This is a genomic window from Streptomyces erythrochromogenes, from assembly GCF_036170895.1.
GTDB lineage: Bacteria > Actinomycetota > Actinomycetes > Streptomycetales > Streptomycetaceae > Streptomyces > Streptomyces erythrochromogenes.
On the sequence record NZ_CP108036.1, the window covers coordinates 4,687,746 to 4,712,876 of the forward strand.

The window sequence follows — 25,131 nt, forward strand, 5'->3', positions numbered from 1 at the left end:
GTGGCGTCGGGCGGTCCACCCGGTTCGTGCGAGCTCGCCGCAGGCGTTACGCGTCCGGGGCCTCCACGCCGCAGTACCCCGCGAAGGCGGCCAGGATCTCGTCCTCCGAGATGCGGCCGTCGCCGTCGGTGTCGAGGCCGCGCGCCACCTGCTCGGCGAGTTCGGGCGCGGTGCCGAGGACGCGCAGCACCCGGGCCGCGGCCGTCGGCGTCGCGCCGTGGCCGTCCTCGTCCGCCACCGCGATCACGGCCCGCAGGAACGGCCGGGCGATCTCCGCGAACCGCTGCGGGCTGTCGCGCAGCCGCTTGGCCGCGCCCGTGATGAACTCCTCGCGGGACACCCGCTGGTCCCCGTCGACGTCCGCGATCCCGGCCATACCCTGCCAGAACGCCTCGGCGCCGCCGAAGACGGCCTGTCCCTTCTCCGACCGTGCGGCGGTACCGAATTCGGCCAGGACGGCCTTCGCGGCCGCGCTGAAGTCCTCCCGGTCGATGAAGCCGGACCCGTCCTGGTCGAAGGTGGCGAATCGGGCGGCGATCTTGCGCTCGTATTCTGCGCTGTCCATATGCGGCGTTCCACCTTCACGTGTGCGTGGGGTTCAGATCAAGACAAGGCAGGAGCGTAAGGCCTTGGTGGCCTGCACGTTAAGCGAAGCGGTCAAGCAGGCGGCCGCATCGAACCCGCGCACGGGGAGCGCGGCGGGGCGCGTACGCGTGTACCCATGTGCCCTCGGCCGCACCACCGTTCACGCCCTGCAACGCCCCTATCACGCAGGGCCTACTTCCGAGGGGAGCTTCGTCCAAAACAGGCGCGATCCGCCATGTGCCCACTACATTCGTTGCGTCGACACACGGCTGGGGGCACTTATGCCGAAGGACGTACCACCGCGGTGGGACCGCCGCATGCAGCAGCGCCTCGCCCGCGGCGAGGCCGCCGCGCTCGGTGAGCTCTACGACCGCTTCGCCTCGCTCGTGCACAGCCTGGCGCACCGCGTGCTGGGCGACGAGAAGGCGGCGGACCGGATCACCCGCGAGGTCTTCGGCTACATCTGGGAGAACCCGGACGCCTACGACCCCAAGCAGGGCTCCATGCGCTCCTGGGTCGCCCGGATCACCCAGGGCCAGGCGGTGGCCCGGCTGCGCCAGGCCGAACTGGGCCGGGGCTCCCGCGAGGAGCTGGAGCAGAAGGTGCGCAGCGCCAACGCCGCCGCCCGCGCGGACTACATCGTCACCTCCATGCCCGCGCCGCTGCGGGCCGCGCTGGAACTCGCGTACTTCAAGCGGCGCGACTACCGGCAGGCCGCCGCCGACCTCCAGATCAGCGAGGACGAAGCGCGCCGCAGGCTGCGGCTCGGGCTCCAGCTGCTGTCGACCGCCAACGCCCTCCCGCAGGAGGACACCGCCCAGCCCGGTTACGGCTCGCGCGAATACGGAACACCCCGATGAACGGCCCCGCCCAGTCGCCCGACGACGGATACGAGCGTCCCGGCGGCCAGGCGCGGATACCGGGCCCGCGCGGGGCCGCCGACGACCTCGACCCGGGGCACGCACCGCGCCCGCTGCCGCTGCCCGCGGAACCGACGCCGCCGCCGTCACCGCCGCCCTCGCACGCCGTGCTGAAATCCCTGCTCGGCGCGTGGGCGCTGGCCGCGTGTTCGGCCGAGGAGACCCGGGCGGTCGAGGACCACCTCACCGAGTGCGCGCCCTGCGCGGAGGAGGCGCTGCGGCTGCGCGACGCGGTCGGACTGCTGCACCCGGAGGAGACCCTCGACCTCAAACCGCTGCTGCGCTCGCGCGTCCTGGAGGACTGCCTCGGCAAGCGGCCGGCCCGCATCCCGGTGCCGGTGTGGGCGAGCCCGTACGACACCGAGACCGCTCGGCTCGACGCCCTGCTCCAGGACTTCGGCGACTCCGAGTGGCACACCCCGGTGCGCCTGAAGTGGTTCGAGGAGGAACGGAGCCGGTCGCAGCGGACCACGGTCGCGGGCGTGATCGGACACCTGATGACCGTCGACGGGCTGATCGCCACCGCGCTCGGGCTGGACGACCCGCTCGGCTCGGACGCGCCGCCGGGCGGTCCGACCGTACGGACGGAGTACTTCTGGGGCGCGTCCGCGTACCCGACGACGCGGCAGGTGCGCGAGCCGTGGCGGGAACAGGGCCACACCCTGGTCCGTACGGTGTCCTTCGCGGGCCGCGGCGTCGCAGAACTCGCCGTGGACTACGGCGGTTTCGCGCTGCCGCTCGGCGACGCCTTCCTGGAGCGGGCCTTCGAGTGCTGGGTGCACGCGTGGGACATCGCGGACGCGGTGGACTACCCGTACGAGCCGCCCTCCGGGCCGCACCTGCACGGGATGATCGACCTGGCGGCGCGGCTCCTGCCGGGCGCGCTGGCACAGCGCCGCCGCGCGGGCCTGGCGGCCCCGGCGCGGGGCCTGGTCGCGGCGGGAGCACCCGGGCGGACCCTGCACCTGGAGATCGAGGGCGCGGGTGGCGGTGGCTGGGACATCGCGCTGGACTCGCCGGCAGCGAAACCGTCGCCGGAACGCACGGTGGCGGAGATCGCCCTGGACGGCATCGAGTTCTGCCAGCTGGCCGCGGGCCACATCTCCCCGGAAGACGTGGCGGCGGGCCAGCACGGCGACCGCGAAGCGATCCGCGACGTCCTGTTCGCGGCAGCCTCCCTGAGCCGCCTGTAGGGGCTGCGCGGTGCCGGAGCCTGTACGGGTACCCGCGCGCCCCGCGCCTCCACCCCCGCGGCTCCCGCGCCCCGGGGCGGTGCTTGCCCACCCGCCTCCAGGCGCGGCGGGGTGGGAGCACGGCGGAAGCCGGCGGGGCGGGACGGGGAGGCGCGGGGTGGGAGCACGGCGGAAGCCGGCGGGGTGGGACGGGGAGGCGCGGGGTGGGAGCACGGCGGAAGCCGGCGGGGTGGGACGGGGAGGCACGGGGTGGTGTGGGGCGGCGGGGTTTCGGCGGGCGGCATCAGCGCTGTCTTGGGGGTTTCCCGTCAGTCCCATCGTCTCTCCGGTTCGTGCCGGTCCCTCAAGGGCGCTCCCTGCGGTCGCGTCGCTGCGCGATGGCCTTCGGCCACCCTTGACCGACCGTCCCGCCCCGGAAATCCGAAAGACTGCCGGGAAGCCCCCAAAGGGACGGGCCGGGGGAGAGAAGACCATCGGGGCGATCAGCGCTGCCCGGGCGGAGCCCGGTGCGCCCCAGATCGCTACGCGCTCCTGCCGGACGGCGTCCGCAGGCCCCTTGGGCTGGACATAGGCCGCCTCAAATCGCTACGCGCTCCTGTCGGATGGCGTCCGCAGGCCTCTTGGGCTGGACATAGGCCGCCCTCGATCGCTACGCGCTTCTCCGAGACCGCGTCCGCCCCTTGTTCGGGGCTGGGCGAGGCGGTTTCGGGGGCGGGAGGGCGATCCATCGGCTGAGCCGATGCCAACCCCATCAAGGCCGAGGTGAGGTCCCAGCCGCCCGCCCAAACATGGGCAATTGGTGCAATCGGACGGCTCTCCGAGGCCTCCACCCACCCACACCTGGATTGGCATCGCCTCAGCCGTCATCTGACGCTTTTCCTCCCCCCACCGCCCTCGGACGCCTTCCATGAGGAGCGAATCGGGCCTCTGCGGCCTATTACCAGCCCCAGACGGACTGCAGTCGCGCGAGGCAGAAGCGCGTAGCGATCGATGGCGGCCTATGTCCAGCCCCTGACAGCTCGCAGACGCCGTCCTGGCGAAGCGCGTAGCGATCCGAGGCGGCCTATGCCCAGCCCAAGAGGCTGGCAGACGCCTTCCGGCAGGAGCGCGTAGCGATTTGAGGCGCTCCGGGCTCCCGCCCGCGCCCTCCGACGCGCCGTCTCTCTATCGATCGCCCGGCCCGTTCCTTTGGGGGCTTCCCGGCTGTCCTCGTATGTCCGGGGCGGGACGGGCGGTCAAGGGTGGCCGTAGGCCATCGCGTAGCGACGCGACCGGAGGGAGCGCCCTTGACGGGCCGGCACGAACCGGAGAGACGATGGGACTGACGGGAAACCCCCAGCACATCCCTGATGCCGCCCGCACGGCCACCGGCACCGGCATCCCGCCGCATCTTCCACCCCGCCCCATCGGCTTCCGCCGTGCCCCGACCCCGTCGTGTGGGTGTCCGTACCGGCCCGCCCCCTACGCGTACCGCTCGCGGAGTTTGTACTTGAGGACCTTGCGCAGGGCTTCGTTGCGGGGGAGGGCTTCCGGGAGTTCGAGTTGTTCCGGGAGTTTGTGGGTGGCCAGGCCCTGGGCGCGGAGGTAGGCCGTGAGCTGGGGGAGGGTCAGGGGGGCGGCTCCCGGGGGTTGTTCGACCACCGCGCAGACGCGTTCGCCGCGGGTCTGGTCCGGGAGGCCGATGACCGCGACGTCCGCGACGCCCGGGAGGCGGTGGAGGAGGTCTTCGATCTCCTTGGCGGAGATGTTCTCGCCCTTGCGGATGATGACGTCCTTGCTGCGGCCGGTGAGGACCAGGTAGCCGTCCGGGGTGAGGTGGCCGAGGTCGCCGGTGATCAGGTAGCCGTCGGGGTCGAAGGCCTCGGCGGACTGGTCTCGGCCCAGGTAGCCCTGGCAGACCGCCTCGCCGCGCAGGCGCACCTCGCCGTCGGTGTCCGGGGGCAGCGGGGTGCCGTCGGGGGTGGTGATGCGGATGGACATGCCCTCCGGGGGGCGGCCCTCGGTGGTGGCGAGGTTCTCCGGGGTGTCGTCGGGGGCGCCCATGGTGATCATGGGGACTTCGGTCATGCCGTAGCCGTGGGTGAGCTGGCAGCCGAGTTCGCGGACCACGGCGTGGTAGATCTCCGGCGGTTTGGGGGCGCCGCCGCCGGCGAGGAGGCGGAGGGTGGGGATGAGGGGGACGTCCGGGGCCTTGCGCTGTTCCGTGAGGAACATCGAGTAGAAGGCGGTGGATCCGCCGGCGACGGTGACGCCGTGGCGGCGGTAGCCGTCGAGGGCGTCCGGCATGGCGAACTTCTCGAAGAGGACCGCGGGGAAGCCGTAGAGCAGCAGCATCACTGTGTAGTCCGGTCCGGCTATGTGCGCGAAGGGGAACGCCATCGAGCCGACGTCGGACGGGGTCAGGTGCAGGGCGTGCGCGAGGCAGGAGCCGCCGGCGATGAGGGAGCGGTCGGTGTGCAGGACGCCCTTGGGGTCGGAGGTGGTGCCTGAGGTCCAGTAGATCCAGCGGACGTCGGTGCCGGTGGCGGGCGGTGGGGGCAGTACGGTCGGGTCGCCGTCGGGGAGGGAGTCGTAGGCCTCGAAGACGCCGCGGGCGCCGAGCCGGCGGGCCATGGCCGGGTAGTCGTGGCCCCGCCAGGTTCCGGGTATCGCGAAGAAGTCCGCCTTGGCCTCGCGGAGCGCGAAACCGACCTCGCGGTCGCGGTAGAAGGGGATGACGGGGGTCTGGACGGCGCCGATCCGGGCGAGGGCGACGGTGAGCAGTACGGTCTCGATGCGGGTGGGGAGCTGCCAGGCGACGACGGTGCCGGGGCGTACGCCCATGTCGTGGAGGCCCGCGGCGACGCGTTCGGAGCGGTCGCGCAGTTCTCCGAAGGTGAGGCTGCGGTCGGCGGCGGGGTCTTCGGCCGCTTCGATGAGGACGGTGGTGTCCGGGGTGAGCGCGGCCCGGCGGGAGACGAGCTCCCACAGGGTGCGGGAGCGGCTCAGTTCTGTCGCGGTCGCGGTGTCCGTCATCCCGGACCTCCCCATAGTCCCAGCCATAGCTGACGGTTAGTCAGATCAAGCGCAGAGCGTAGAGCGCATGCGCTTGTCGGTCCAGGGGTGGCGGGGCTAGCTTGTTTCTGACGATCCATCAGATCGGTACGGGGATTGGCACCGGATTGGGGAGCCCATGGAACTGCCTCGGATCATCAGCGTCGACGACCACGTGATCGAGCCCGCGCACCTGTTCGACGTCTGGCTGCCCGCCAAGTACCGCGACCGCGGGCCCAAGGCGCTCACGGCCGGCATCGGCGAGCTGCAGTACACGGGCGGCAAGTACGTGATCTCCATGGACCCGGACGGCCCGCCGACCGACTGGTGGATCTACGAGGACCTGAAGTTCCCGTACAAGCGCAACATCGCCGCAGTCGGCTTCGACCGCGACGACATGACGCTGGAGGGGATCACCCGCGAGGAGATGCGCCAGGGGTGCTGGGACCCCAAGGCGCGCCTCGCCGACATGGACCTCAACCACGTCGAGGCCTCCCTGTGCTTCCCGACCTTCCCGCGCTTCTGCGGGCAGACCTTCGCCGAGGCGCACGACAAGGAGGTGGCCCTCGCCTGCGTGCGCGCCTACAACGACTGGATGGTCGAGGAGTGGTGCGGCGACAGCGGCGGCCGGCTGATCCCGCTGTGCATCATCCCGCTGTGGGACATCGACCTGGCGGTGGCCGAGATCCGGCGCAACGCGGCCCGCGGGGTGCGCGCCGTGACCTTCTCCGAGATCCCGACCTACCTGGGGCTGCCGTCGATCCACTCCGGCTACTGGGACCCCTTCTTCGCCGTCTGCCAGGAGACCGGCACGGTGGTCAACATGCACATCGGGTCCAGCTCGCAGATGCCCGCGGCGTCCCCGGACGCGCCGCCCGCCGTCCAGGCGTCGCTCAGCTTCAACAACGCGATGGCCTCGATGATGGACTTCCTCTTCAGCGGCGTGCTGGTGAAGTTCCCGACGCTCAAACTGGCCTACAGCGAGGGGCAGATGGGCTGGATCCCGTACGCCCTGGAGCGCGCGGACGACGTGTGGCAGGAGCACCGGGCGTGGGGCGGTGTGCGCGACCTGATCCCCGAGCCGCCCTCGACGTACTACTACCGGCAGATGTTCTGCTGCTTCTTTCGCGACAAGCACGGGATCGCCTCGCTCGATGTCGTCGGCCGCGACAACGCGACCTTCGAGACGGACTACCCGCACGTCGACTCCACCTTCCCGCACACCAAGGAGGTCGCCCTCGACCACGTGCAGGGGCTGGACGACGAGACCGTCTACAAGCTGATGCGCGGCAACGCCATCCGCATGCTCGGCCTCGACCTGGACAAGGGCAAAGACAAGGGCAAGGGCCGCTGATGGACCTGGCCTACACCGAGGAGGAGCAGGACTTCCGGGCGCGGCTGCGCGAGTGGCTCCTCAAGGCGCTGCCCGAGCTGCCCGCCCGGCCGTCCCCGGACGACTGGCCGGGCCGCCGCGCCTACGACCTGGGCTGGCAGCGCAGGCTGTACGAGGCCGGGTACGCCGGCCTGCACTGGCCGGTGGACGCGGGCGGCCGCGGCGCCACCCCGACCCAGCACCTGATCTTCCTGGAGGAGACGGAGCGCGCCGGGGCCCCGTACGTGGGCGCGAACTTCGTCGGGCTGCTGCACGCCGGCCCGACGATCGCCGCCGAGGGCACGGCCGGGCAGCGGGCGCGCTGGCTGCCGCCCGTACTGCGCGGCGACGAGGTGTGGTGCCAGGGCTTCAGCGAGCCCGACGCGGGCTCGGACCTGGCCTCCCTGCGCACGCGCGCGGTCCGTGACGGCGACGACTACGTGATCACGGGTTCGAAGATCTGGACCTCGCACGCGGAGGTCGCCGACTGGTGCGAGCTGCTCGTGCGCACGGATCCAGAGGCGCCCAAGCACCGCGGGATCTCCTGGCTGGCCATGGCGATGGACGCGCCGGGGGTGACGGTACGGCCGCTGCGCACGCTCGCCGGGTCGACGGAGTTCGCCGAGGTGTTCCTCGACGAGGTGCGGGTCCCGGTCGGCAACCGGGTGGGCGCGGAGAACGACGGCTGGCGGGTCACCATGGTCACCCTGTCCTTCGAGCGGGGCACCGCCTTCGTCGGCGAGGTCGTCGCGTGCCGCAGGACCCTGGGCGAGCTGGCCCGTACGGCGAGGGCGAACGGCCGCTGGGACGATCCGGCGCTGCGGCGCCGGCTGGGCCGGCTGTACGGGGAGTTCGGCGCGCTGTGGCGGCTGACCCAGTGGAACGTCAGCGAGTCGGAGCGCTCCGGCGGGGTGCCCGGCATCGGCGGCTCGGTCTTCAAGCTCGCCTACTCGCACGCCCGCCAGGAGCTGTACGACGTGGCGGCCGAGGTCCTGGGGGCGTCGTCGCTGTCCCTGGACGAGGAGTGGGTCCAAAGCCGGCTCTCCTCCCTCTCGTACACGATCGCGGCGGGCACCTCGCAGATCCAGCGGAACATCGTCGCCGAGCGGATCCTCGGCCTCCCGAAGGGCCGGTGAGGGGCATGGACTTCCAGCCGACGGAGGACCAGCGGGACCTGCGGGCGGGCGTACGGGGCCTGCTGGAGGGCCGGTACGGGCGGGAGGCGCTGCGCTCAGCGGTGGACGCCGCGGTGGACGCGGGCACGGCCGTGGACCGCGGGCTGTGGCGGGAGCTGGGCGGGGCGGGCTTCTTCGCGCTGCGGTTGCCGGAGTCCGAGGGCGGTGTGGGGCTGGGGCTGCCGGAGGCGGTGATCGTCTTCGAGGAGGCCGGGCGGGCCCTGGTGCCGGGGCCGCTGGTGGCGACGCACCTGGCGGCCGGGGTGGTGCCGGGGGCGGCGGCGGGCACGGCGGTGGTGACCGCCTTCGACCTGGCCGGGGACCTGGTGGCGTACCTGGGGGAGGCGGACGCGGTGCTGGGGGCGGCCGTGCTCCCGGTCGGCGAGCAGGTGCGCGCGGCGGACCCGCTGACGCCTTTGCACCGGGTCGCGCGGCCGGGCGGCGCCGACGCCTGCGCGTGCGTGTCCGCGTACGTGTCGGAGGGGGCGCTGCTGACGGCCGCGCTCCAGGTCGGGAGCGCGCTGCGGACGGTGGAGCTGGCGGTGCGGTACGCGGGGGAGCGCGAGCAGTTCGGGCAGCCGATCGGGGCGTTCCAGGCGGTCAAGCACCTGTGCGCGCAGATGCTGGTGCGGGCGGAGGTGGCCCGTACGGCGGTGTACGCGGCGGCGGTGACCGGCGATCCGGGGGAGGCGGCGGGGGCGAAGCTGCTGGCGGACGAGGCCGCCGTGCGCAATGCGCGGGACTGTCTGCAGGTGCACGGTGGGATGGGCTTCACGTGGGAGGCGGACGTGCACCTGCACCTGAAGCGGGCCTGGGTGCGGGCCGAGCAGTGGCGGACGGCGGCGGAGGCTGAGGAACTGCTGGCGGCGGAGCTGCTGCACTCGGCGGGATAGCACGTGTGACGGGTGGGTCGGGAGAGGGGCGAGGGGTACGGGAGCAACGACGCGGGACGCATGTCTGATTACAGAGAGTTGATATCGGTTTGTGTCCTTCGCCCGCCCCATTACAGCCCGGAGTCGGGGGCCTGCTCCGGTACGCTCCGACGAATGCGAGCGGTTGAGCGGCGTGAGCGTCGCACAGTATGCACCACGCCCACTCCTTCGCGCGTGAATATGCCCGAAGCGCTTGTTGTGGTGACTGTAGGTCAACCATGCTGCTACGCAAGGGGGTCACGGCCGGTGATCCCGTCCTGTCGCGAGGCGAAGTGTCCGCCGGTTCGGATGGTGTGAGCGGTGCAGGTGCTTCAGGTTCAGCTGGAGGTAGGCGCGGACCCGGCCGAGGTCGGCCGGGCGCGCCGGTGGGCGCGGTCCCGGCTGGCGGGGTCCGGCATAGGGGACGACGAGCCGCTCGCCGAGACGCTGGTCCTGCTGATCTCCGAACTGGTCACGAACGCGGTCGTGCACACGGGCTGTCCGGCCGTGCTGCGCATGTTGTTCGGGGGGCCGGGAGTGCGGGTCGAGGTGGCCGACGCCAGCGACCGGGCGCCGGCCCGCCGGCAGGCCTGCGGCGAGGACACGGGCGGGCGCGGCCTGGAGCTGGTGGACGGGCTGGCGGACCGGTGGGGCTGGCAGCGCGAAGGCGCGGGCAAGCGGATCTGGTGCGAGATCGACCGGGCGCGGCAGGCGGAGGCGGACGCCGCTACGGGTGGAGCCTCGGCCGAGGCGGCCTCGTGCCGTCCGTCCGAAGTTCACACTCCGCTGCGGGAACCGCGCGTGTACCTCTAACGAGGTGTTGACGGTTCGTCACCTGTTGATCACCCTGGTGTGGAGCGATTCGACGCGAGGGGACGCCAAGGACACGCCTTGACGAGTGCGGGTCGCGGGGTGGCGGCTGCCGTGCCGTGCTCGGGGCGTGCATGCGCGCCGCCGCCACCCGCAGCACACCGCGGCGCGCTCCGCGGCCCGGAGGTCCGGGCGGCGGAGCGCGGCGGGCGCTGGGGCCGGAGGCCGGGCAGGGGTCAGCCGTCGGTGCAGATCACGTCGTAGGGGCGGCCCACCGAGATGGTCAGACGGATGGGGTCCGTGGTGCCGGAGGGGCACTCTTCCTTCGTCTTGACGAGGCCGAGGACCTTGAGCGCGCCCGAGCCGCCGCAGGGGACCTCCTTGGCCTGGGAGGTCACGCAGTCGCCCTTGACGAGCTGGCCGCCGCCGGCGCCCGCGTCGCCGGGGTGCTCGTTGGAGAGGTTGCGGCCGCAGACGGTGTTGGTGGGGATCCCGCTCGACTTGCCGCCGTTGTAGGAGATGCTCACCTCGATCATCACGTCGGTGCCCGCCGGGCACTGGATGGAGCCCGGCAGGATGCTGGCCTCCTTGATGTCGATGGCCTTGAAGGTGGCCCCGGAGTCGGAGCAGCCCGTCCGCTTGTACGCGTCGGCGCCCTTGGAGGCGTCGGGTCCGCCGCAGTCGCCGACCTTCCACGCACTGGAGGTGTCGGAGGAGGACTCGGGGGAGCCGGGGTCCTTGGCCGTGGGCTTGGCGGACGGCGACGCGGAGGCGGAGGTGGACCCGGACCCGGACGTCTTGCCCTTGTCCTCGCCCAGCACCTTGGAGGCGCCGTAGGCGCCGACGACGACCAGGGCGACGACCAGGAAGGTGACGAACTTGTTGTTCCCGCGCCGCTGCGGGGCTCCCGGGGTGAAGGGCGGCGGTGGCGGGGGCGGGGACGCCTGGTACGGGTTGGACATGCGCTTCTCCAGTGCTGAGGGTGGTGAGGAGCGGGGGGTGACGCGAGAACGGTGACGCGTCATGGACACAACATGGTTCCACCCGGTGCGGGGCCCGGTTCGCCGGGGTGGCCGCGCCTCTCGCCACCTGCGCGGACGCGTCTCAGAGGATGGCCACAGGGGCCACCGGGGTACCGGTGCCGCCCACGAAGGGCTCGGGCATGGCCGACAGGAGGAAGGCGTACCGGTTTTCTTCTGCACAGGCTGTGGACAGTTTTTCGAGGTCCCAGTTCTGGCCCTGGTGCATGCCCATCTCCACCAGGTCGAGGGCGTGGACCGGCAGCCACAGGTTCTCGATCTCCGGCGGGAAGATCTCGAAGGTCAGGGTGTCGTTCGCGACGGCCGCCACGTCCCGCGCGTGGAACCACTCCGGCGTACGGACGGACAGCCCGGGGGAGGGGAAGCCGTAGCCGTGCTTGTCGCCCGCCAGGTAGACCTGGATCTGGCCGGTGCGGACCAGGACGATGTCGCCGGGGCGGACCGCGACCCGGCCGAACTCCTCGGCCTCCGCCAGGTCCGCCGGGGTCACCGCGTGGTCGCCCGGCAGCCGGTCGAGGCCCTTGGCCCGGGCCACGTCGAGGAGCACTCCGCGCGAGACGATGGGGGTGGCCTTGTCGATGCCGCTGAACTCGGCCCGGCCGTGCGCCGTGATGGTGCCGGCGGGGCGCCCGTTGTAGATCCGGCCCGAGTGCGAGACGTGGGTGAGCGCGTCCCAGTGGGTGCCCGCCTGGAGGCCCATGCTGACGGCGTCGTCGCTGCACGCCACCGTGCCCGGACCGAAGAGCTCCTGGTTGATCTGCACCATCGTGTGCAGCGGGTTGATCCGGCCGGGGATCATCCCGACCTGGACCCCGTCCTCCTTCAGGGGCAGCGCCAGGGGGACGCGGCGGCCGCTGCGGATCTCCGCGGCCGCACCCCGTACCACCTCCTCGGTGATCAGGTTCAGCGTGCCGATCTCGTCGTCGGTGCCCCAGCGCCCCCAGTTGTTGACGCGCTTGGCGATGTCGTGGAACTCGGCGGGCAGGGTCATGGGCGTCGACAGCTCCTTGCGTGAATGCGGCAACGAGGGCTTGTGCGCGTGTATCTGACTACCCATAGAATCTAACGGTCCGTCAGAAATCGCGGGAAGGGGCCGGACGTGGGGAACTTCTTGGCAGGCAGGGTCGTCGCCGTCACCGGCGCCGGCCGGGGCATCGGCCGGGCCGTGGCACTCGCCGCGGCCGCCGAGGGCGCCAAGGTCGTCGTCAACGACTACGGCGTCGGCATCGAGGGCGCAGAGCCCACCAGCGAGATCGCCGACGGCGTCGTGAAGGAGATCCAGGCCGCCGGCGGGGAGGCCGTCGCCGTCGCCGACGACATCTCCACCATGGCGGGCGGCCAGCGCATCGTCGACACCGCCCTCGCACAGTACGGACGCATCGACGGGGTCGTCTGCGTGGCCGGCATCCTGCGCGAACGGATGCTCTTCAACATGAGCGAGGAGGAGTGGGACCCGGTGGTCGCCACCCACCTCAAGGGCACCTTCACCGTCTTCCGCGCCGCCTCCGCCGTCATGCGCCGCCAGGGATCGGGCACCCTGATCGGCTTCACCAGCGGCAACCACCAGGGCTCGGTCGCCCAGGCCAACTACAGCGCCGCCAAGGGCGGGATCATCTCCCTCGTCCGCTCCGCCGCGCTCGGCCTCGCCAAGTACGGGGTCACCGCCAACGCCGTCGCACCCGTCGCCCGCACCCGCATGTCCGCGAACGTCCCCATGGAGCTCAAGGAGATCGGCGAGCCCGAGGACGTCGCGGCGCTGGTCACCTACCTGCTCTCCGACAAGGCCGTCGCCGTCGGCGGCGAACGCATCACCGGGCAGGTCTACACGATCGCCGGCCCGAAGATCGCCGTCTGGGCCCAGCCGCGCGAGCTGCGCGCCGGATACGCCGAGGGCTCCTGGACCCCGGAGAAGATCGCCGACTTCCTGCCCGGGACGGTCGGCACCGACCCGATGCCGATGCTGGCGCAGCTGGAGGCCATGGCCAAGGCGGCGGCCGCCAAGGACCGCCCCAACGCCTGACGGGGGGCACGGCATGGATTTCGGCTTCGGGGCCGAGGACGAGGAGCTGCGCGGCCAGGCCCGGGCCTGGCTGGCGGAGCACCTCGTGGGCCCGTACGCGCAACTCCTCGGCCTCGGCGGGCCGGGCAGCGAGCACGAGGGCGCCGGGCCCCGGCGCGACTGGGAGCGGGAGCTGGGGCGCGGCGGCTGGATCGGGCAGGGCTGGGAGGCGCCGGAAGGGGCGTACGGGCAGCGGCGGCTCTCGCTGACCGGGCAGGTGGTGTGGGCCGAGGAGTACGCGGCGCTGCGCGCTCCCGGCCGGGTCGGCCACATCGGGGAGAACCTCCTCGCGCCCACCCTGATCGCCTACGGCAGTCCGGAGCAGCAGCGGCGCTTCCTGCCCGGCATCGCGCGCGGCGAGGAGCTGTGGTGCCAGGGCTACAGCGAGCCGGGCGCCGGCTCCGACCTCGCGGGCATCCGTACCGCGGCCGTGCGCGACGGCGCCGACGGGCTCTTCCGCGTCACCGGGCAGAAGATCTGGACCTCCCTGGCCCGGGAGGCCGACTGGTGCTTCGTCCTGGCCCGTACCGAGCCCGGCTCGAAGCGCCACCGCGGCCTGTCCTTCCTCCTCGTACGGATGGACCAGCCCGGCCGCGTGGAGGTCCGGCCGATCCGCCAGATGTCGGGGACCGCGGAGTTCAACGAAGTGTTCTTCGACGGGGCGGTGGCCGCGGAGGCCGTCGGCGCGGAGGGCGACGGCTGGACCGTGGCCATGGGCCTGCTCGCCCTGGAGCGGGGCGTCTCCACCCTGGTCCAGCAGATCGGCTTCGCGGCCGAGCTGGAACGTGTCCTCGGCCTGTACGCGGCCTCGGGGACGGCCGACCCGGTGGTCCGCGACCGCCTCGTACGGCAGTGGGCCGAGCTGCGCACCATGCGGTGGAACGCGCTGCGGACCCTGGGCACGCAGGGCGATCCGGGCGCGCCGAGCGTGGCCAAGCTGCTGTGGGGCGGCTGGCACCGGCGGCTCGGGGAGCTGGCGGTGGAGGTCCGGGGGGCGGCGGCCGCGGCCGGGCCGGGCACCTGGGCGCCGGAACTCCCCTACGAGCTCGGACTCGACGAGGAGCAGCGCCTGTTCCTGTTCACCCGCGCCGACACGATCTACGGCGGTTCGGACGAGATCCAGCGCAACATCATCGCCGAGCGCGTGCTCGGCCTGCCTAAGGAGTCCAGGTGAGAGGCGTCGTGTTCGACGGCAAGCAGGCCCAGGTGGTCGACGACCTGGAGATCCGGGACCCGGGGCCGGGGGAGGTGCTCGTCGCGATCGGCGCGGCCGGGCTGTGTCACAGCGACCTGTCGGTGATGGACGGGACGATCCCGTTCCCGCCGCCCGTGGTGCTGGGGCACGAGGGCGCGGGGGTCGTGGAGGCGGTCGGCGAGGGCGTCACGCACGTGGCGCCCGGCGACCACGTGTCGCTGTCCACGCTGGCCAACTGCGGGGCGTGCGCGGACTGCGACCGGGGCCGGCCGACGATGTGCCGCAGGGCGATCGGGATGCCCGGGCAGCCGTTCTCGCGGGGCGGCAAGCCGCTCTTCCAGTTCGCCTCCAACTCCGCCTTCGCGGAGAGGACGCTCGTCAAGGCCGTGCAGGCGGTGAAGATCCCGGCCGACATCCCGCTGACGTCGGCGGCGCTCATCGGCTGCGGGGTCCTGACCGGGGTGGGTGCCGTGCTCAACCGGGCCCGCGTCGACCACGGCGAGACGGTGGTCGTCATCGGCACCGGCGGCATCGGGCTCAACGTGCTCCAGGGCGCCCGGATCGCCGGGGCCGCGACGATCGTGGCGGTGGACGCGAACCCGGCGAAGGAGGCGGTGGCCCGGCAGTTCGGGGCCACGCACTTCATCGACGCGTCCGCGGTGGCCGACTCGTCGGCGGCGGTCCGCGAGATCCTGCCGACCGGCGCCGACCACGCCTTCGAGTGCGTGGGCAACGTCGAACTGATCCGCCAGGCCGTCGACCTCCTCGACCGGCACGGCCAGGCGGTGCTGCTCGGCGTGCCGGGCTTCAGGGAGGAGGCGTCCTTCCTCGTCTCGTCCATGTACCTGGACAAGACGATCATGGGCTGCCGGTACGGGTCCTCGCGCCCGCAGCGCGACATCGCCCTCTACGCGGAGCTGTACCGGCAGGGCCGGCTGCTGCTGGACGAGCTGGTGACGGAGGTCTACCCGGTCGAGGACTTCGCCAAGGCCGTCGACGACGCCCACCACGGGCGGGTGGCGCGCGGGGTGCTCACCTTCTGACGGGCGCGGGGGCACGACTGCCGGCCCGCCCCCAGGGGGACGGGCCGGCAGTCGGCTTTCGGCGGCGGGCGTTCGTCAGTCGGCGAGGCGGCCGAAGCGGCCCTTGTGGAAGAGGAGCGGATCGCCCTCTCCGGCCGCGCCCATGGCGACGACCCGGCCCACGACGATGAGGTGGTCCCCGCCCGTGTGGACGGCGTGGATCCGGCAGTCGATCCACGCGGGCACGGCGTCGAGCTGCGGGGACCCGGTGACGGGGGCCGGGGTGTGGGCCACCCCGGCGAACTTGTCCGCGCCGCTGACGGCGAAGGACCGGCACAGCTCGCCCTGTTCGGCTCCCAGGATGTTGACGCAGAACACCCCGGCGCGGGCGATCCGCGGCCAGGTGGTCGAGGTGCGGGCCACCATGAAGGTGACCAGGGGCGGGTCCAGGGACAGCGAGGCGAAGGACTGGCACGCGAACCCGGCCGGGCCGCCCCCGCCGCCGGCCCCGTCCTCGTCCGCGCCGGGCGGGGCGGTGATGACGGTGACCCCGCTGGCGAAGTTCCCCAGCACGGCCCGGAACTCGGCGGGACTGACCGGCGCGCGCTCGTCGTCGCCGACGGCCCGCAGATCGGGACGCGGCAGGGCGTCGACGGACTCGGGTTCCCGCTCCGCCGGGGCGGAGGTGGGGGAGCCGACTGACCTGAGGTATCGGACGACGGTGGCCGCCATCCCTGCATGTCCCATCACACCTCCGATTGAAGCTGACGGTTCGTCAGATGTGAAGGGGCGGAGGCAGGGCGATGCGGGGCGGGGTGGGCCCCTCTGATTGAACACGTTCAAAGAGGGTGTAGGGTCCGGTTCCGAGAGTGCTGAACGCGTTCAAACAAGGGGCGGGTGGGTGCAATGACGCAGATGACGCCTGGGCAGGTGGCGCCGGACCGCGGCTGGTGGGGGTCGGCGCCGGGGGCGGAAGTGGCGGCCGCCGGAATGCTGCTGATCCAGCTCTCGCTGTGGATCGTGACGGGGACACCGGGCGAGGACTACGGCATGGGCTGGGGCATCGGGGCCGTCCTCTTCCTCCCCGTCGTCTTCGTGCTCACTCCCCTCCTGCTGCTGGCCGTGGGCTTCCTCCACGCCGCGGTCTTCACCCGGCCCGCCCTCGCGCTGGCCCGCAGGACCGGCCGGCCGTCGGCCGCAGCGGCCTGGATCCTCGCCTCGTCCGCGGCCTGCGCGCTGCTCTTCTGGTCGCCGAGGACCCCGTACCTCGTCAACTGGGCCGTGATCGCGGGGGTCGCGGTCCCCCCGCTGCTCGTCGCACACCACGCGATCCGCAGGAACAGGCCGGTCAAGGCGGTCGTGACGGTCACGGGCGTCGTCTCGGGCGTGCTCGGGCTGGTCACCCTGGTGGGCGGCTTCGTCGTGTTCGGCGAGGGCGTCCTGGCCGCGCACCGCCCGCCCCGCCTGGAGCGTGCGCAGTACGTCGGCGAGTGGCACGGCGAGGACGGCGGGGTGGTCCGGCTCGGGGAGGGCGGCGAGGTGACGGTCCGGGGCGTACCGGTGGCCCGGGGCTTCGGCCCCAAGGCGGTCTGCGCGGGAACCGGCACCTGGACGTGGCGGGACGCCGACCCCCGGTGGAACCGGCGGGCAGGGGTGGACATGACCGTCCCCGGCTGCGAGGACTGGGACCGCGTCTGGGAGGTGGCCGGGACGGAGGAACACCCCGAACTGTTCCAGTTCTTCGGCGACCCTGACAACGGCGACATGTGGCTCCTGCGCCGCACCGGCGCGGCGGCCGCGACGCACCCGCACGGGTGAAACGGGCCGGGCGGGCGGCTCCGCGGGCCCGGCCGGGACAGGAGGCTCGGCATCGTGGCTGAGACCCGTACCGCCGCCGCACCCCGGAGGGCACATGCTCGGCACCGACTTCCGCACCGGATCACCCAACTGGCTCGACCTCGGCAGCCCCGACACCGGCGGGGCCGCCGCCTTCTACGGGGCCGTCTTCGGCTGGGAGTTCGTGTCCGCCGGACCCGAGGCCGGCGGGTACGGCTTCTTCCGGCAGGACGACAAGACCGTCGCCGCCCTCGGACCGCTCACCGAGGAAGGCGCCCGCTCGGCCTGGATGCACCACTTCATGACCCCCGACATCCAGGCCACCGCCGAAGCCGTCCGGGCCGGCGGCGGGACGGTGCGGATGGAGCCCATGGACGTCATGGGCGAGGGGTGGCTGGCGCAGTTCACCGACCCGCAGGGCGCCGAGTTCGCCTGCTGGCAGCCCGGGAACACCGCCGGGTTCGGGATCGCCTCCGCCGAGAACACGCTGGTGTGGGCGGAACTCCACGTACCCGACCCGGTCGCCGACATCGCCTTCTACGCCGGGCTGTTCGGGTGGCGGCACGCCGAGATGCAGGCGCCCGGGATGACGTACCGGGTCCTGAGCACCGCCGACGGCGACCAGGAGGACGCCTCCTTCGGCGGGGTCGCACCGCTGGGCGAGGGGGCCGGCGGCGGGGACCAGGACGCGCGCTGGGTGCCCTACTTCCACGTGAGCGACGTCGACGCCACCATCGCCAGGGCCAAGGAGAACGGCGGGACCGTCCTCATGCCGGCCGCCGACGTACCGGACGTCGGGCGGCTCGGCTGGCTGGCGGACCCCTTCGGGGCGGTGTTCGCGCTGCTGAAGCCCGACCCGCAGATGTAGGGCCCGGCGCCCGTGCAGGGCCCCGGCGCGGATCAGCGGCCCAGGTACTTGGGCGTGCGGCGCTCCACGAAGCTCGCCACGCCCTCGTTCGCGTCGGCCGTGGCCATGTTGATCTCCTGAGCGGTGGCCTCGGCGGCCAGCGCGGCCGCCCGGTCGCCGTCCAGGGAGGCGTTGACCAGCTGCTTGGTCATGGCGAGGGCCCGGGTCGGGCCCTGGGCGAGCCGCTCGGCCCACTCCCGGGCGGCCGCCTGGAGCTCCTCGGCCGGAACCACCCTGTTGACCAGGCCGAGCCGCTCGGCCTCGGCCGCCGGGACGGCGTCTCCGAAGAACATCAGCTCCTTCGCCTTCTGCGGTCCGACCAGGCGGGGCAGCAGGTACGCGCCGCCGCCGTCCGGGACCAGCCCGCGGCGCACGAACACCTCGATGAAGCGGGCCCCTTCGGCGGCGATGACGAGGTCGCAGGCGAGGGCGAGGTGCGAACCGATGCCGGCGGCCGTGCCGTTGACGGCGGCGATGACCGGCTTCTCGCAGTCGAGCACCGCCGTGATCAGGCGCTGCGCGCCGAGCCGGATCATGCGGGCCACGTCCCCGGCGACGCGGTCGCCGCCGGTGGCGGGGGCGCCGCGCAGATCGGCGCCCGCGCAGAAACCCTTGCCGGTGGCGGTGAGGACGACCGCCCGGACGGCGGGATCGGCGGAGGCCTCGGCGAGCAGCGCGATGACGCGCTCGCGCTGGGCCCAGGTGACGGCGTTCATCGCCTCGGGGCGGTTGAGCGTGATCCACGAGACGTTGCTCTCGGTGCGGTGGAGGACGTCGTCCTCGGGGGCGCTGTTCATGCGCGAAACTCCCGTTCGAAGCGGTCTGGTGCGGTGGGTGCGGCGCCCTTGCGGGGGCGCTGCCCCCGGGCCCCCGCTCCTGAGCCCGGCAGCGGTGGCCGGGCGGCGAGCGCAACGTCAGCGGCAGATGGCGAGGGCGTCCAGGGCGACCGCGCCCTGGCCGCGGGGGAGGACCATGAGGGGGTTGATGTCCAGCTCGGAGAGTTGGTCGCCGAGCTCCAGGGCCATCCGCTGGATCCGCAGGACGACCTCCACCAGCGCGTCCACGTCGGCCGGGGGCGCTCCCCGTACGCCTTCCAGGAGGGCGTGGCCGCGCAGCTCCGTGAGCATCGCCCGTGCCTGGTCCTCGCCGAACGGCGGGACGCGGACCGCCGCGTCGTGCAGGACCTCGACGAGGACGCCGCCCAGCCCGACGGTGACGGTCGGGCCGAAGAGGTCGTCCTGGGTGACCCCGACGACCATCTCCACGCCCCGTTCGACCATCTGGCAGACCAGGATCCCGTCGAGCGGGACGTTCTCGTAGCGGGCGATGTCGGTCAGCTCCCGGTACGCGTCGCGGATCTGGCTCGCGGAGGTCAGGCCGATCTTCACCAGGCCGAGTTCGGTCTTGTGGCCGAGCTGCGGGCCGGAGGCCTTCATCACCACCGGGTAGCCGACCAGGCCGGCGGCGCGCACGGCCGCCGCCGCGCTCGTCACCAGCTGCTCGCGGGGCACGCGTATCCCGTAGGCGCGCAGGAGCTGCTTCGCGGCGTGCTCGCTGAGCTGCTGTCCCGGCCGCATGAGGGCCTGCGCCTTGCGGTACGAGGGCGACGGCGTGCGCGGTGCGTCCTCGAAGGGGGAGCGGTAGCGGGCGGTGAAGCGGTGGTGGCCGAGGTAGGCGCGGACGGCGGTGATGCAGTTGCCGAAGGTGCGGAAGGTGGCCACGCGGGAGGAGCCGAGGAGGGTGGTGCGGTAGGCGTCCTCGGTGCCGACCGGGGAGCCCCAGATCACGCAGATCAGCTTGTCGGTCTGCTCGGCGGCATCCACCAGGTCCTGCGCGAGCTTGTCGCTCATCGGGGGGAAGGGGCCGGTGATCGGACAGATCAGGACGCCCACCGAGGGGTCGGCGAGGATCGCGTCGATGATCTTCCGGCCGCGCCAGTCGCCGACGGGGTGGCCGCCGTTGTCGACGGGGTTGGCGACGTTCAGGTACGGCGGGATCCACTGGTGGAGTTCGTCCTGCTTGGCCTGCGAGAGGGTGGGCAGGGTCAGGCCCGCCTCGGTGGCCAGGTCGGAGAAGTGGGCCCCGGTGCCGCCGGAGATGGAGTACACGACGACGCCGTCGGCCTCGGGCCTGCGGGCCCGGGCGAGGAGGGCGGCCGTGTCCTGGAGCTCGTCCAGGCCGTCGACGCGGATCACGCCGAACTGGCGCATGGCGGCGTCCACGACGGTGTCGGCGCCGGTCAGCTTCCCGGTGTGGGAGGCGGCCATGCGGGCGCCGGCCTCGGTGCGGCCGACCTTGACGGCGACGACGGGGACGCCGTTGCGGGCGGCCCGGTCGGCGGCCAGGAGGAAGGACCGGCCGTCCTTGAGGCCCTCGACGTAGCAGGCGATGGCGCCCACCTCGGGCTGCTCGGCGAAGTAGGAGATGAAGTCGGAGGTCTCCAGATCGGCCTCGTTGCCGGTGGGTGCCCAGTGGGAGAGGCGGATGCCCAGTTCCTGGAGGGTGTAGACGGGCCGGCCCTGGTGGCCGGACTGCGTGATCAGGGCGATCGCCGGGCCGTCGAGGTCGTCGCGGAACTCCTCGAAGGCGTTGAGGTTGGTGTTGGGGCCCAGCAGGCGCAGCCCGGAGCGCCGGACCGCGGCGGCGAGGCGTTCCTGGGCGGCGGCTCCGGCGCCGCCGGTCTCCGCGAAGCCGGAGGCGAAGGCGACGGCGAACTTCACTTTGGTGTCGGCGAGTTCCTCGATGACGGGCAGCGGGTCGGAGACCAGCAGGACGGCGAGGTCCACCTGTTCGGGCAGGTCGGCGACGGAGGCGTGGCAGGCCAGCCCGAAGACGGTGGGGCGGGTGGGGTGCACGGGATGGATCCGGGCGCCGACGCGGTCCGCCCAGGCGATCAGCTGGCGGGTGATGCCGGTGTTGGGTCTGCCCTCGGCGTCGGAGGCGCCGATGACGGCCACGGACTCGGGCCGGAAGAACCGGTCCAGGTCGGGTACGTCGGCGTGCAGCGGCCGTCCGCTGACGTCCACGGGGATCGCGTCGTCGGAGGAGGGCGCCGCCGACGAATGGACGGCCGTCCTGGGGGTCTCCCCGCAGGCCTCGACCCGTGCGCGGAAGTCGGTGGTGAGGGTGCCGTGAGTAGATCCAAGCATCGTTCCGCCCGCTCCTGCTCGATGAACCTCGATGGAACTCGATAACTGACGTGTAGTCAGATTACTGAACTGACGTGCCGTCAGGAACAGGGCTGCGCAGGAAAGCTGGTGGAGGTGGTGTGGTGAACGGTGACAGATTCCCGCGGAGCGGGTCCAGAGTGCACTTCCGGCCGAGATCACCCGCCCGCGGTCCGGGTCGGCGCGCCCGCCGCCCGCGGCCCTGGATGTTCTCCCGCGGCGGTGTGATCATCTACTGCATGACTGCTGTCCGAAAGGCCCATGCCGCGTAGGCGACCGGGCGCACTGCGCGCCGAACTGGCCCTGCCCCAAGCGATGTACACGGGTGCCGGCCACTGTGGGGGCTTCCAGCCGCCCAGGCCGTGGCCCACCCGGATCGACCGGCTCTCCTCCCGGACGGTCGCCGCGATCCACCGCGAGGAGTGCCGGCGCCCGTACGACGAAGGGCTCTGGCCCGGGGCGACCGCGACGGCCCTCGCGACCTGTCGCTCCTTCCTCACCCTTCCGGGCCGCTGGCTGTACCTGCGGCGCGACTACTGCGGCTGCGAGCAGTGCGACCTCCGCAACGACATCGCCGTGGCCCGGGATCTCCTCGAACTGGTCGTCCACAGGCTGCCGCCCTGGCCGCGCCGGGAACTGGAGGCCCTGTTGGCCGGACTGGACGAGGAGCTGTGGCGCCGGACCGTGCCCGACCCGTTCGCCCACCGGCAGCCGCACCGCAGGGGAGCCTGGTGGCGCCGGCGCCTCTACGACCTGGACCACCTGCTGTGACGCGCCGGCGGGCGCCGACAGGCGTCGGCAGTACCCCTCCGCAGGCGGTGCGGGCGGCGGCTCAGCTGCCGGACGTCCGCCGGGCCACCGCCTTGGCGATCTTCTCCGCGTCCCGGGCCATCTCCCGGAACATCCCGCTGATGGGGTTGGAGAAGCCGGTGAAGTACAGGCCGTCGGCCCCCGCGGCGGTGCGGGCGCCGTGCGTACGGGGCCGGCCGCGCTCGTCCAGTACGCCGAGGTGGCCGACCAGCCCCTCCAGCCGGCGGTGGTAGCCGGTGGCCGCGACCACCGCGTCCGGGGTGATCCGCGAGCCGTCCGCGAGGACCACGTCAGGCCCGTCGAAGGACTCCACGGCGGCCACCGGCTCCACCTTGCCGGAGCGCACCGCGTCGATCAGGCCCACGTCCTGGACCGGGATCGCCCCCTCCTTGACCCGGCTGTACAGGCCGGTGGCGGGGCGCGGGAGCCCGTACGCCGACAGGTCCGGGACGGAGGCCCGGGCCACGAGCGCGCCCAGCCGGTCCACGAGCCGCACCGGCAGCCGCCGGACGAGGATCCCGCTGCGCTGGGCCGGCCAGCCGGCCGTCGAGCGGCGCATGACGTGCGGGGCGGTGCGCACGGCGAGCCGCACCCGGGCCGCGCCGCCCTCGGCGAGGTCGACGGCTATCTCGGCGCCGGTGTTGCCGACACCGACGACGAGGACGTCCTGGCCCGCGTACGGCTGGGGGTTGCGGTAGTCGGCGGCGTGCAGCAGCCCGCCGCCGTACGACTCCCGGCCCGGCCAGTCGGGCAGCCTGGGCGTGTGGTTGAAGCCGGTGGCGACGACGACGGCCGCTGCGGTCAGCACCCGCCCGCCGCTGGCGTGCAGGGTCCAGCCGCCCTCCTCGCCGGGGTCGGGCTCGATCCGGGTCACCTCGACGCCGGTGACGAGCTCCAGCTCGTGGAACTCGGCGTACTTCTCCAGGTAGCGCACGACGTTGTCGCGGGAGACCCAGCGTCCGAACCGGCGCGGCATCGCCAGGCCCGGGAGGGCGGACAGCCGGCGCGTGGTGTGCAGGTGCAGCCGGTCGTAGTGGCGCCGCCAGGACGCGCCGATGGTGTCGGACTTCTCGACGACCACGGCGCGGATCCCGCGTGCGCGCAGCGCGGCGGCCGCGGCGAGGCCGCCGGGGCCGGCCCCGATGACGTACACGGGGCGGGGCTGGGTGGTCATGTCGACTGCTGGTGCGGGGACTGCGGGCATGAGGTGTGATCGTATCGCCACGCTGGGTTGATGGGTCTCGGACAAGGAGGGAATCGATTGCGGATCGGTCACGGGCGGAGTGCCGGGCTCCGAGCGGATTTCCGTCACGCCCGGTCCCCGCGGCCGGTCCGTCCCGGCCGGGGCCTTGCGAGATCGGCCCGCATCCGCTGAACTGACGTACCGTCAGATCAATGGTGAGAGGGATGGGGGCTGCCGATGCAGACCATCTGGCTCAGTGGGGCCGAATGGCTCGCCGTGCTCCGGATAGGCCTCGGCCTGTGGTGGCTGGAGAGCTGGCGGCACAAGGACAAGAAGGGCTGGTTCGAACGCGGCACCGGCATCGCGTGGGCCGCCGACGTCGCGAACAAGCACCGCTGGACCTTCGTCAAGGGCGGCTTCCAGCTGGTCGTCGCACCCCGGCCGAAGGTGATGGCGTACATCGTCGTCTACGCGGAACTCGCCCTCGGGCTGGGCCTGGTGTTCGGCTTCCTGACCCCGGTCGCCCTGATCGGCGGACTCCTGCTGAACCTCCTCTACCTCGTGCTGATGATCCACGACTGGGCCGAGCAGGGGCAGAACGCGATGATGGCGCTCATCTCGTTCGTCGCGCTCCTCGCCATGTCCTGGCAGACCTGGTCCCTCGACGCGGCGATCGGACTGTTCCTGTGAGCGGCACGGGCGGCACCGGCGGTACCGGCGGCGGTACCGGCGGCGGTACCGGCGGTGTCACCGTGCGCCACGACCTCCCCGAGGCGGACGACTTCACCCGCCCCTACTGGGACGCGGCGGCGCAGGGCCGGCTCCTGCTGCGGCGGTGCGGCGACTGCGGGCGGGCACACCACTACCCGCGCGAGTTCTGCCCCCACTGCTGGGCCGGCGAGGACCGGGTGGCCTGGGAGACCGCGAGCGGCCGCGCCACCCTCTACACGTGGTCGGTGATCCACCGCAACGACCTCCCGCCGTTCGGCACGCGCGTCCCCTACGCGGCGGCCGTCGTCGACCTGGCCGAAGGCCCGCGGATGATGACCGAGGTGGTCGACTGCGAGGCCGCCGGCCTGCGCATCGGCATGCCCCTGACGGTCACCTTCCGCGAGGCGGCGGACGGGGTGTGGGTGGCGGTCTTCCGGCCCGCTCAGGGCCAGAGCAGCTCGCGCACCCAGGAGCCGCCGGCGGAGCGCCGGTAGCGCAGACGGGTGTGCCTGCGGGAGGCGTCCCCCTGGAAGAACTCCACCTCGGCGGGGGCCAGTACGTACCGCGTCCAGGTCGGGGCCGGCGCGTTCGGCTCCGCCCCGGCCCGCTCCCAGGCGGCCTCCGAAGCCCGCGCCAGTTCCTCCGCAGAGCCCAGCACCTCGCTCTGCCGGCCCGTGAGCGCGGCCGCGAGCGCACCGCGCGAACGGACCGCCAGGTCCGCCCGGCTCTCCTCCGGGCCGCACGCGGTGACCTCGCCCCGGATCCGGACCTGCCGGCCGACCGACGGCCAGTAGAACCCGAGCGCGGCCTCCGGCCGCGCCGCCAGCTGCGCGCCCTTGGCGCTCGTGGCGTGCGAGGCGAAGTGCCAGCCCCGCGCGTCGACGTCGTGCAGCATCAGCGTCCGTACGTCGGGCCGCCCCTCGCCGTCCACCGTGGCCAGGCTCATCGTGTGCGGCTCCGGCTGCCCGGCCCGGGCGGCGTGCACGAACCACTCCCGGAACAGCGCCACCGGCTCGCCGGGCGCCGCCCCGGTGTCGAACCCTGGGAGAGGGGAGTCCCACACGCGCAGGGCGTGCAGGACCGCACGGAACTCCTCACCGCCGACCCCGCCACCGGTCTTGCCGCCGGCTGCGCCGGTTCCGTCACCGGCCTCGTCGCTGATCCCGCTGCTGATCTCGCTGCTCATGGCGCCCAGGCTAAGC

23 protein-coding genes are annotated in these 25,131 nt (G+C 73.0%); 14 read left to right on the plus strand and 9 right to left on the minus strand.

Annotation, left to right across the window (positions count from 1 at the left end):
- Positions 1-46 precede the first annotated feature (46 nt).
- Positions 47-565: an EF-hand domain-containing protein gene (locus OHA91_RS21400; RefSeq protein ID WP_031155254.1), complete on the minus strand. Its 519-nt coding sequence runs from the start codon at positions 563-565 to the stop codon at positions 47-49.
- Between the two features lie 301 nt (positions 566-866).
- Here OHA91_RS21400 and OHA91_RS21405 point away from each other — a divergent pair, with 301 nt between their 5' ends.
- Together OHA91_RS21405 and OHA91_RS21410 are read left to right on the plus strand one after the other, a co-directional pair.
- Entirely contained in the window at positions 867-1,445 is a 579-nt protein-coding gene (locus tag OHA91_RS21405; protein ID WP_031155256.1) for a sigma-70 family RNA polymerase sigma factor, read from the plus strand.
- The gene (locus OHA91_RS21410) at positions 1,442-2,698 is read left to right on the plus strand and encodes a maleylpyruvate isomerase N-terminal domain-containing protein (protein ID WP_328739765.1); all 1,257 of its coding nucleotides are present in this window, start codon (positions 1,442-1,444) and stop codon (positions 2,696-2,698) included. The genes OHA91_RS21405 and OHA91_RS21410 overlap by 4 nt, the downstream gene beginning before the upstream one ends.
- 1,461 nt (positions 2,699-4,159) lie before the next feature.
- Here the strand turns inward: OHA91_RS21410 and OHA91_RS21415 are convergent.
- Positions 4,160-5,713: an AMP-binding protein gene (locus OHA91_RS21415; RefSeq protein WP_328739766.1), complete on the minus strand. Its 1,554-nt coding sequence runs from the start codon at positions 5,711-5,713 to the stop codon at positions 4,160-4,162.
- Positions 5,714-5,870: 157 nt separating this feature from the next.
- Between OHA91_RS21415 and OHA91_RS21420 the strand changes: the two genes are divergently transcribed.
- The 4 genes from OHA91_RS21420 (at position 5,871) to OHA91_RS21435 (ending at position 10,002) form a co-directional block, all read left to right on the plus strand.
- Positions 5,871-7,085, plus strand: a complete 1,215-nt coding sequence (locus OHA91_RS21420) for an amidohydrolase family protein (protein WP_328739768.1) — start codon at positions 5,871-5,873, stop codon at positions 7,083-7,085.
- Positions 7,085-8,239: an acyl-CoA dehydrogenase gene (locus OHA91_RS21425; RefSeq protein ID WP_031155294.1), complete on the plus strand. Its 1,155-nt coding sequence runs from the start codon at positions 7,085-7,087 to the stop codon at positions 8,237-8,239. Before OHA91_RS21420 ends, OHA91_RS21425 begins: the two co-directional genes overlap by 1 nt.
- Before the next feature lie 5 nt (positions 8,240-8,244).
- Positions 8,245-9,171 carry an acyl-CoA dehydrogenase family protein gene (locus tag OHA91_RS21430; protein ID WP_266500315.1) on the plus strand — a complete coding sequence of 309 codons (927 nt, stop codon included), beginning with the start codon at positions 8,245-8,247 and terminating at the stop codon, positions 9,169-9,171.
- A gap of 339 nt (positions 9,172-9,510) precedes the next feature.
- Positions 9,511-10,002, plus strand: coding sequence for an ATP-binding protein (locus OHA91_RS21435; protein WP_031155292.1), 492 nt, complete (start codon positions 9,511-9,513; stop codon positions 10,000-10,002).
- A 233-nt stretch (positions 10,003-10,235) separates the two neighbouring features.
- Here OHA91_RS21435 and OHA91_RS21440 read toward each other — a convergent pair whose 3' ends face one another.
- Both OHA91_RS21440 and OHA91_RS21445 read right to left on the minus strand, forming a co-directional pair.
- Positions 10,236-10,961 (minus strand): hypothetical protein, encoded by a 726-nt coding sequence (locus tag OHA91_RS21440; RefSeq protein WP_051893499.1) that lies wholly within the window; start codon positions 10,959-10,961, stop codon positions 10,236-10,238.
- A gap of 142 nt (positions 10,962-11,103) precedes the next feature.
- The gene (locus tag OHA91_RS21445; RefSeq protein ID WP_031155290.1) at positions 11,104-12,030 is read right to left on the minus strand and encodes a cyclase family protein; all 927 of its coding nucleotides are present in this window, start codon (positions 12,028-12,030) and stop codon (positions 11,104-11,106) included.
- 108 nt (positions 12,031-12,138) lie between these two features.
- Between OHA91_RS21445 and OHA91_RS21450 the strand changes: the two genes are divergently transcribed.
- Genes OHA91_RS21450 through OHA91_RS21460 form a run of 3 tightly spaced genes read left to right on the plus strand, consistent with a single transcriptional unit; the run spans position 12,139 to position 15,336 of the window.
- Entirely contained in the window at positions 12,139-13,059 is a 921-nt protein-coding gene (locus OHA91_RS21450; RefSeq protein WP_031155289.1) for an SDR family oxidoreductase, read from the plus strand.
- Between the two features lie 13 nt (positions 13,060-13,072).
- A complete protein-coding gene (locus OHA91_RS21455) occupies positions 13,073-14,272 on the plus strand; it encodes an acyl-CoA dehydrogenase family protein (RefSeq protein ID WP_328739769.1) in 1,200 nt (399 codons plus the stop codon).
- Complete coding sequence (locus OHA91_RS21460; RefSeq protein ID WP_328739770.1) at positions 14,269-15,336, plus strand: Zn-dependent alcohol dehydrogenase; 1,068 nt, start codon at positions 14,269-14,271, stop codon at positions 15,334-15,336. Before OHA91_RS21455 ends, OHA91_RS21460 begins: the two co-directional genes overlap by 4 nt.
- 75 nt (positions 15,337-15,411) lie before the next feature.
- Here the strand turns inward: OHA91_RS21460 and OHA91_RS21465 are convergent, their stop codons facing one another.
- Positions 15,412-16,047, minus strand: a complete 636-nt coding sequence (locus tag OHA91_RS21465) for a flavin reductase family protein (protein ID WP_031155283.1) — start codon at positions 16,045-16,047, stop codon at positions 15,412-15,414.
- A gap of 183 nt (positions 16,048-16,230) precedes the next feature.
- Here OHA91_RS21465 and OHA91_RS21470 point away from each other — a divergent pair, with 183 nt between their 5' ends.
- A complete protein-coding gene (locus OHA91_RS21470) occupies positions 16,231-17,133 on the plus strand; it encodes a hypothetical protein (protein ID WP_328739771.1) in 903 nt (300 codons plus the stop codon).
- Between the two features lie 94 nt (positions 17,134-17,227).
- Complete coding sequence (locus OHA91_RS21475) at positions 17,228-18,019, plus strand: VOC family protein (protein WP_031155279.1); 792 nt, start codon at positions 17,228-17,230, stop codon at positions 18,017-18,019.
- Between the two features lie 32 nt (positions 18,020-18,051).
- Here the strand turns inward: OHA91_RS21475 and OHA91_RS21480 are convergent, their stop codons facing one another.
- Together OHA91_RS21480 and OHA91_RS21485 are read right to left on the minus strand one after the other, a co-directional pair.
- Positions 18,052-18,855 carry an enoyl-CoA hydratase/isomerase family protein gene (locus OHA91_RS21480; protein ID WP_328739772.1) on the minus strand — a complete coding sequence of 268 codons (804 nt, stop codon included), beginning with the start codon at positions 18,853-18,855 and terminating at the stop codon, positions 18,052-18,054.
- Between the two features lie 117 nt (positions 18,856-18,972).
- Positions 18,973-21,207 (minus strand): acetate--CoA ligase family protein, encoded by a 2,235-nt coding sequence (locus OHA91_RS21485; protein ID WP_328739773.1) that lies wholly within the window; start codon positions 21,205-21,207, stop codon positions 18,973-18,975.
- A gap of 279 nt (positions 21,208-21,486) precedes the next feature.
- Here OHA91_RS21485 and OHA91_RS21490 point away from each other — a divergent pair, with 279 nt between their 5' ends.
- Positions 21,487-21,996: a hypothetical protein gene (locus tag OHA91_RS21490; RefSeq protein ID WP_031155273.1), complete on the plus strand. Its 510-nt coding sequence runs from the start codon at positions 21,487-21,489 to the stop codon at positions 21,994-21,996.
- A 61-nt stretch (positions 21,997-22,057) separates the two neighbouring features.
- Here OHA91_RS21490 and OHA91_RS21495 read toward each other — a convergent pair whose 3' ends face one another.
- Positions 22,058-23,239 carry a flavin-containing monooxygenase gene (locus tag OHA91_RS21495; protein ID WP_328739774.1) on the minus strand — a complete coding sequence of 394 codons (1,182 nt, stop codon included), beginning with the start codon at positions 23,237-23,239 and terminating at the stop codon, positions 22,058-22,060.
- 216 nt (positions 23,240-23,455) lie between these two features.
- Here OHA91_RS21495 and OHA91_RS21500 point away from each other — a divergent pair, with 216 nt between their 5' ends.
- Both OHA91_RS21500 and OHA91_RS21505 read left to right on the plus strand, forming a co-directional pair.
- A complete protein-coding gene (locus OHA91_RS21500) occupies positions 23,456-23,908 on the plus strand; it encodes a hypothetical protein (protein ID WP_031155269.1) in 453 nt (150 codons plus the stop codon).
- Positions 23,909-23,970: 62 nt separating this feature from the next.
- On the plus strand, positions 23,971-24,423 hold the full coding sequence (locus OHA91_RS21505) for a Zn-ribbon domain-containing OB-fold protein (RefSeq protein WP_328741154.1): 453 nt from the start codon (positions 23,971-23,973) through the stop codon (positions 24,421-24,423).
- Here OHA91_RS21505 and OHA91_RS21510 read toward each other — a convergent pair.
- Complete coding sequence (locus OHA91_RS21510) at positions 24,372-25,115, minus strand: pyridoxine/pyridoxamine 5'-phosphate oxidase (protein ID WP_328739775.1); 744 nt, start codon at positions 25,113-25,115, stop codon at positions 24,372-24,374. The genes OHA91_RS21505 and OHA91_RS21510 overlap by 52 nt on opposite strands.
- Positions 25,116-25,131: the final 16 nt, after the last annotated feature.

What these genes read in the sequence shown, in the direction of transcription:
- OHA91_RS21400 (WP_031155254.1), bottom strand. Translation starts at nt 565, where the DNA reads ATGGACAGCGCAGAATACGAGCGCAAGATCGCCGCCCGATTCGCCACC.
- OHA91_RS21405 (WP_031155256.1), top strand. Translation starts at nt 867, where the DNA reads ATGCCGAAGGACGTACCACCGCGGTGGGACCGCCGCATGCAGCAGCGC.
- OHA91_RS21410 (WP_328739765.1), top strand. Translation starts at nt 1,442, where the DNA reads ATGAACGGCCCCGCCCAGTCGCCCGACGACGGATACGAGCGTCCCGGC.
- OHA91_RS21415 (WP_328739766.1), bottom strand. Translation starts at nt 5,713, where the DNA reads ATGACGGACACCGCGACCGCGACAGAACTGAGCCGCTCCCGCACCCTG.
- OHA91_RS21420 (WP_328739768.1), top strand. Translation starts at nt 5,871, where the DNA reads ATGGAACTGCCTCGGATCATCAGCGTCGACGACCACGTGATCGAGCCC.
- OHA91_RS21425 (WP_031155294.1), top strand. Translation starts at nt 7,085, where the DNA reads ATGGACCTGGCCTACACCGAGGAGGAGCAGGACTTCCGGGCGCGGCTG.
- OHA91_RS21430 (WP_266500315.1), top strand. Translation starts at nt 8,245, where the DNA reads ATGGACTTCCAGCCGACGGAGGACCAGCGGGACCTGCGGGCGGGCGTA.
- OHA91_RS21440 (WP_051893499.1), bottom strand. Translation starts at nt 10,961, where the DNA reads ATGTCCAACCCGTACCAGGCGTCCCCGCCCCCGCCACCGCCGCCCTTC.
- OHA91_RS21445 (WP_031155290.1), bottom strand. Translation starts at nt 12,030, where the DNA reads ATGACCCTGCCCGCCGAGTTCCACGACATCGCCAAGCGCGTCAACAAC.
- OHA91_RS21455 (WP_328739769.1), top strand. Translation starts at nt 13,073, where the DNA reads ATGGATTTCGGCTTCGGGGCCGAGGACGAGGAGCTGCGCGGCCAGGCC.
- OHA91_RS21465 (WP_031155283.1), bottom strand. Translation starts at nt 16,047, where the DNA reads ATGGCGGCCACCGTCGTCCGATACCTCAGGTCAGTCGGCTCCCCCACC.
- OHA91_RS21470 (WP_328739771.1), top strand. Translation starts at nt 16,231, where the DNA reads ATGACGCCTGGGCAGGTGGCGCCGGACCGCGGCTGGTGGGGGTCGGCG.
- OHA91_RS21475 (WP_031155279.1), top strand. Translation starts at nt 17,228, where the DNA reads ATGCTCGGCACCGACTTCCGCACCGGATCACCCAACTGGCTCGACCTC.
- OHA91_RS21480 (WP_328739772.1), bottom strand. Translation starts at nt 18,855, where the DNA reads ATGAACAGCGCCCCCGAGGACGACGTCCTCCACCGCACCGAGAGCAAC.
- OHA91_RS21485 (WP_328739773.1), bottom strand. Translation starts at nt 21,207, where the DNA reads ATGCTTGGATCTACTCACGGCACCCTCACCACCGACTTCCGCGCACGG.
- OHA91_RS21490 (WP_031155273.1), top strand. Translation starts at nt 21,487, where the DNA reads ATGCCGCGTAGGCGACCGGGCGCACTGCGCGCCGAACTGGCCCTGCCC.
- OHA91_RS21495 (WP_328739774.1), bottom strand. Translation starts at nt 23,239, where the DNA reads ATGCCCGCAGTCCCCGCACCAGCAGTCGACATGACCACCCAGCCCCGC.
- OHA91_RS21500 (WP_031155269.1), top strand. Translation starts at nt 23,456, where the DNA reads ATGCAGACCATCTGGCTCAGTGGGGCCGAATGGCTCGCCGTGCTCCGG.
- OHA91_RS21510 (WP_328739775.1), bottom strand. Translation starts at nt 25,115, where the DNA reads ATGAGCAGCGAGATCAGCAGCGGGATCAGCGACGAGGCCGGTGACGGA.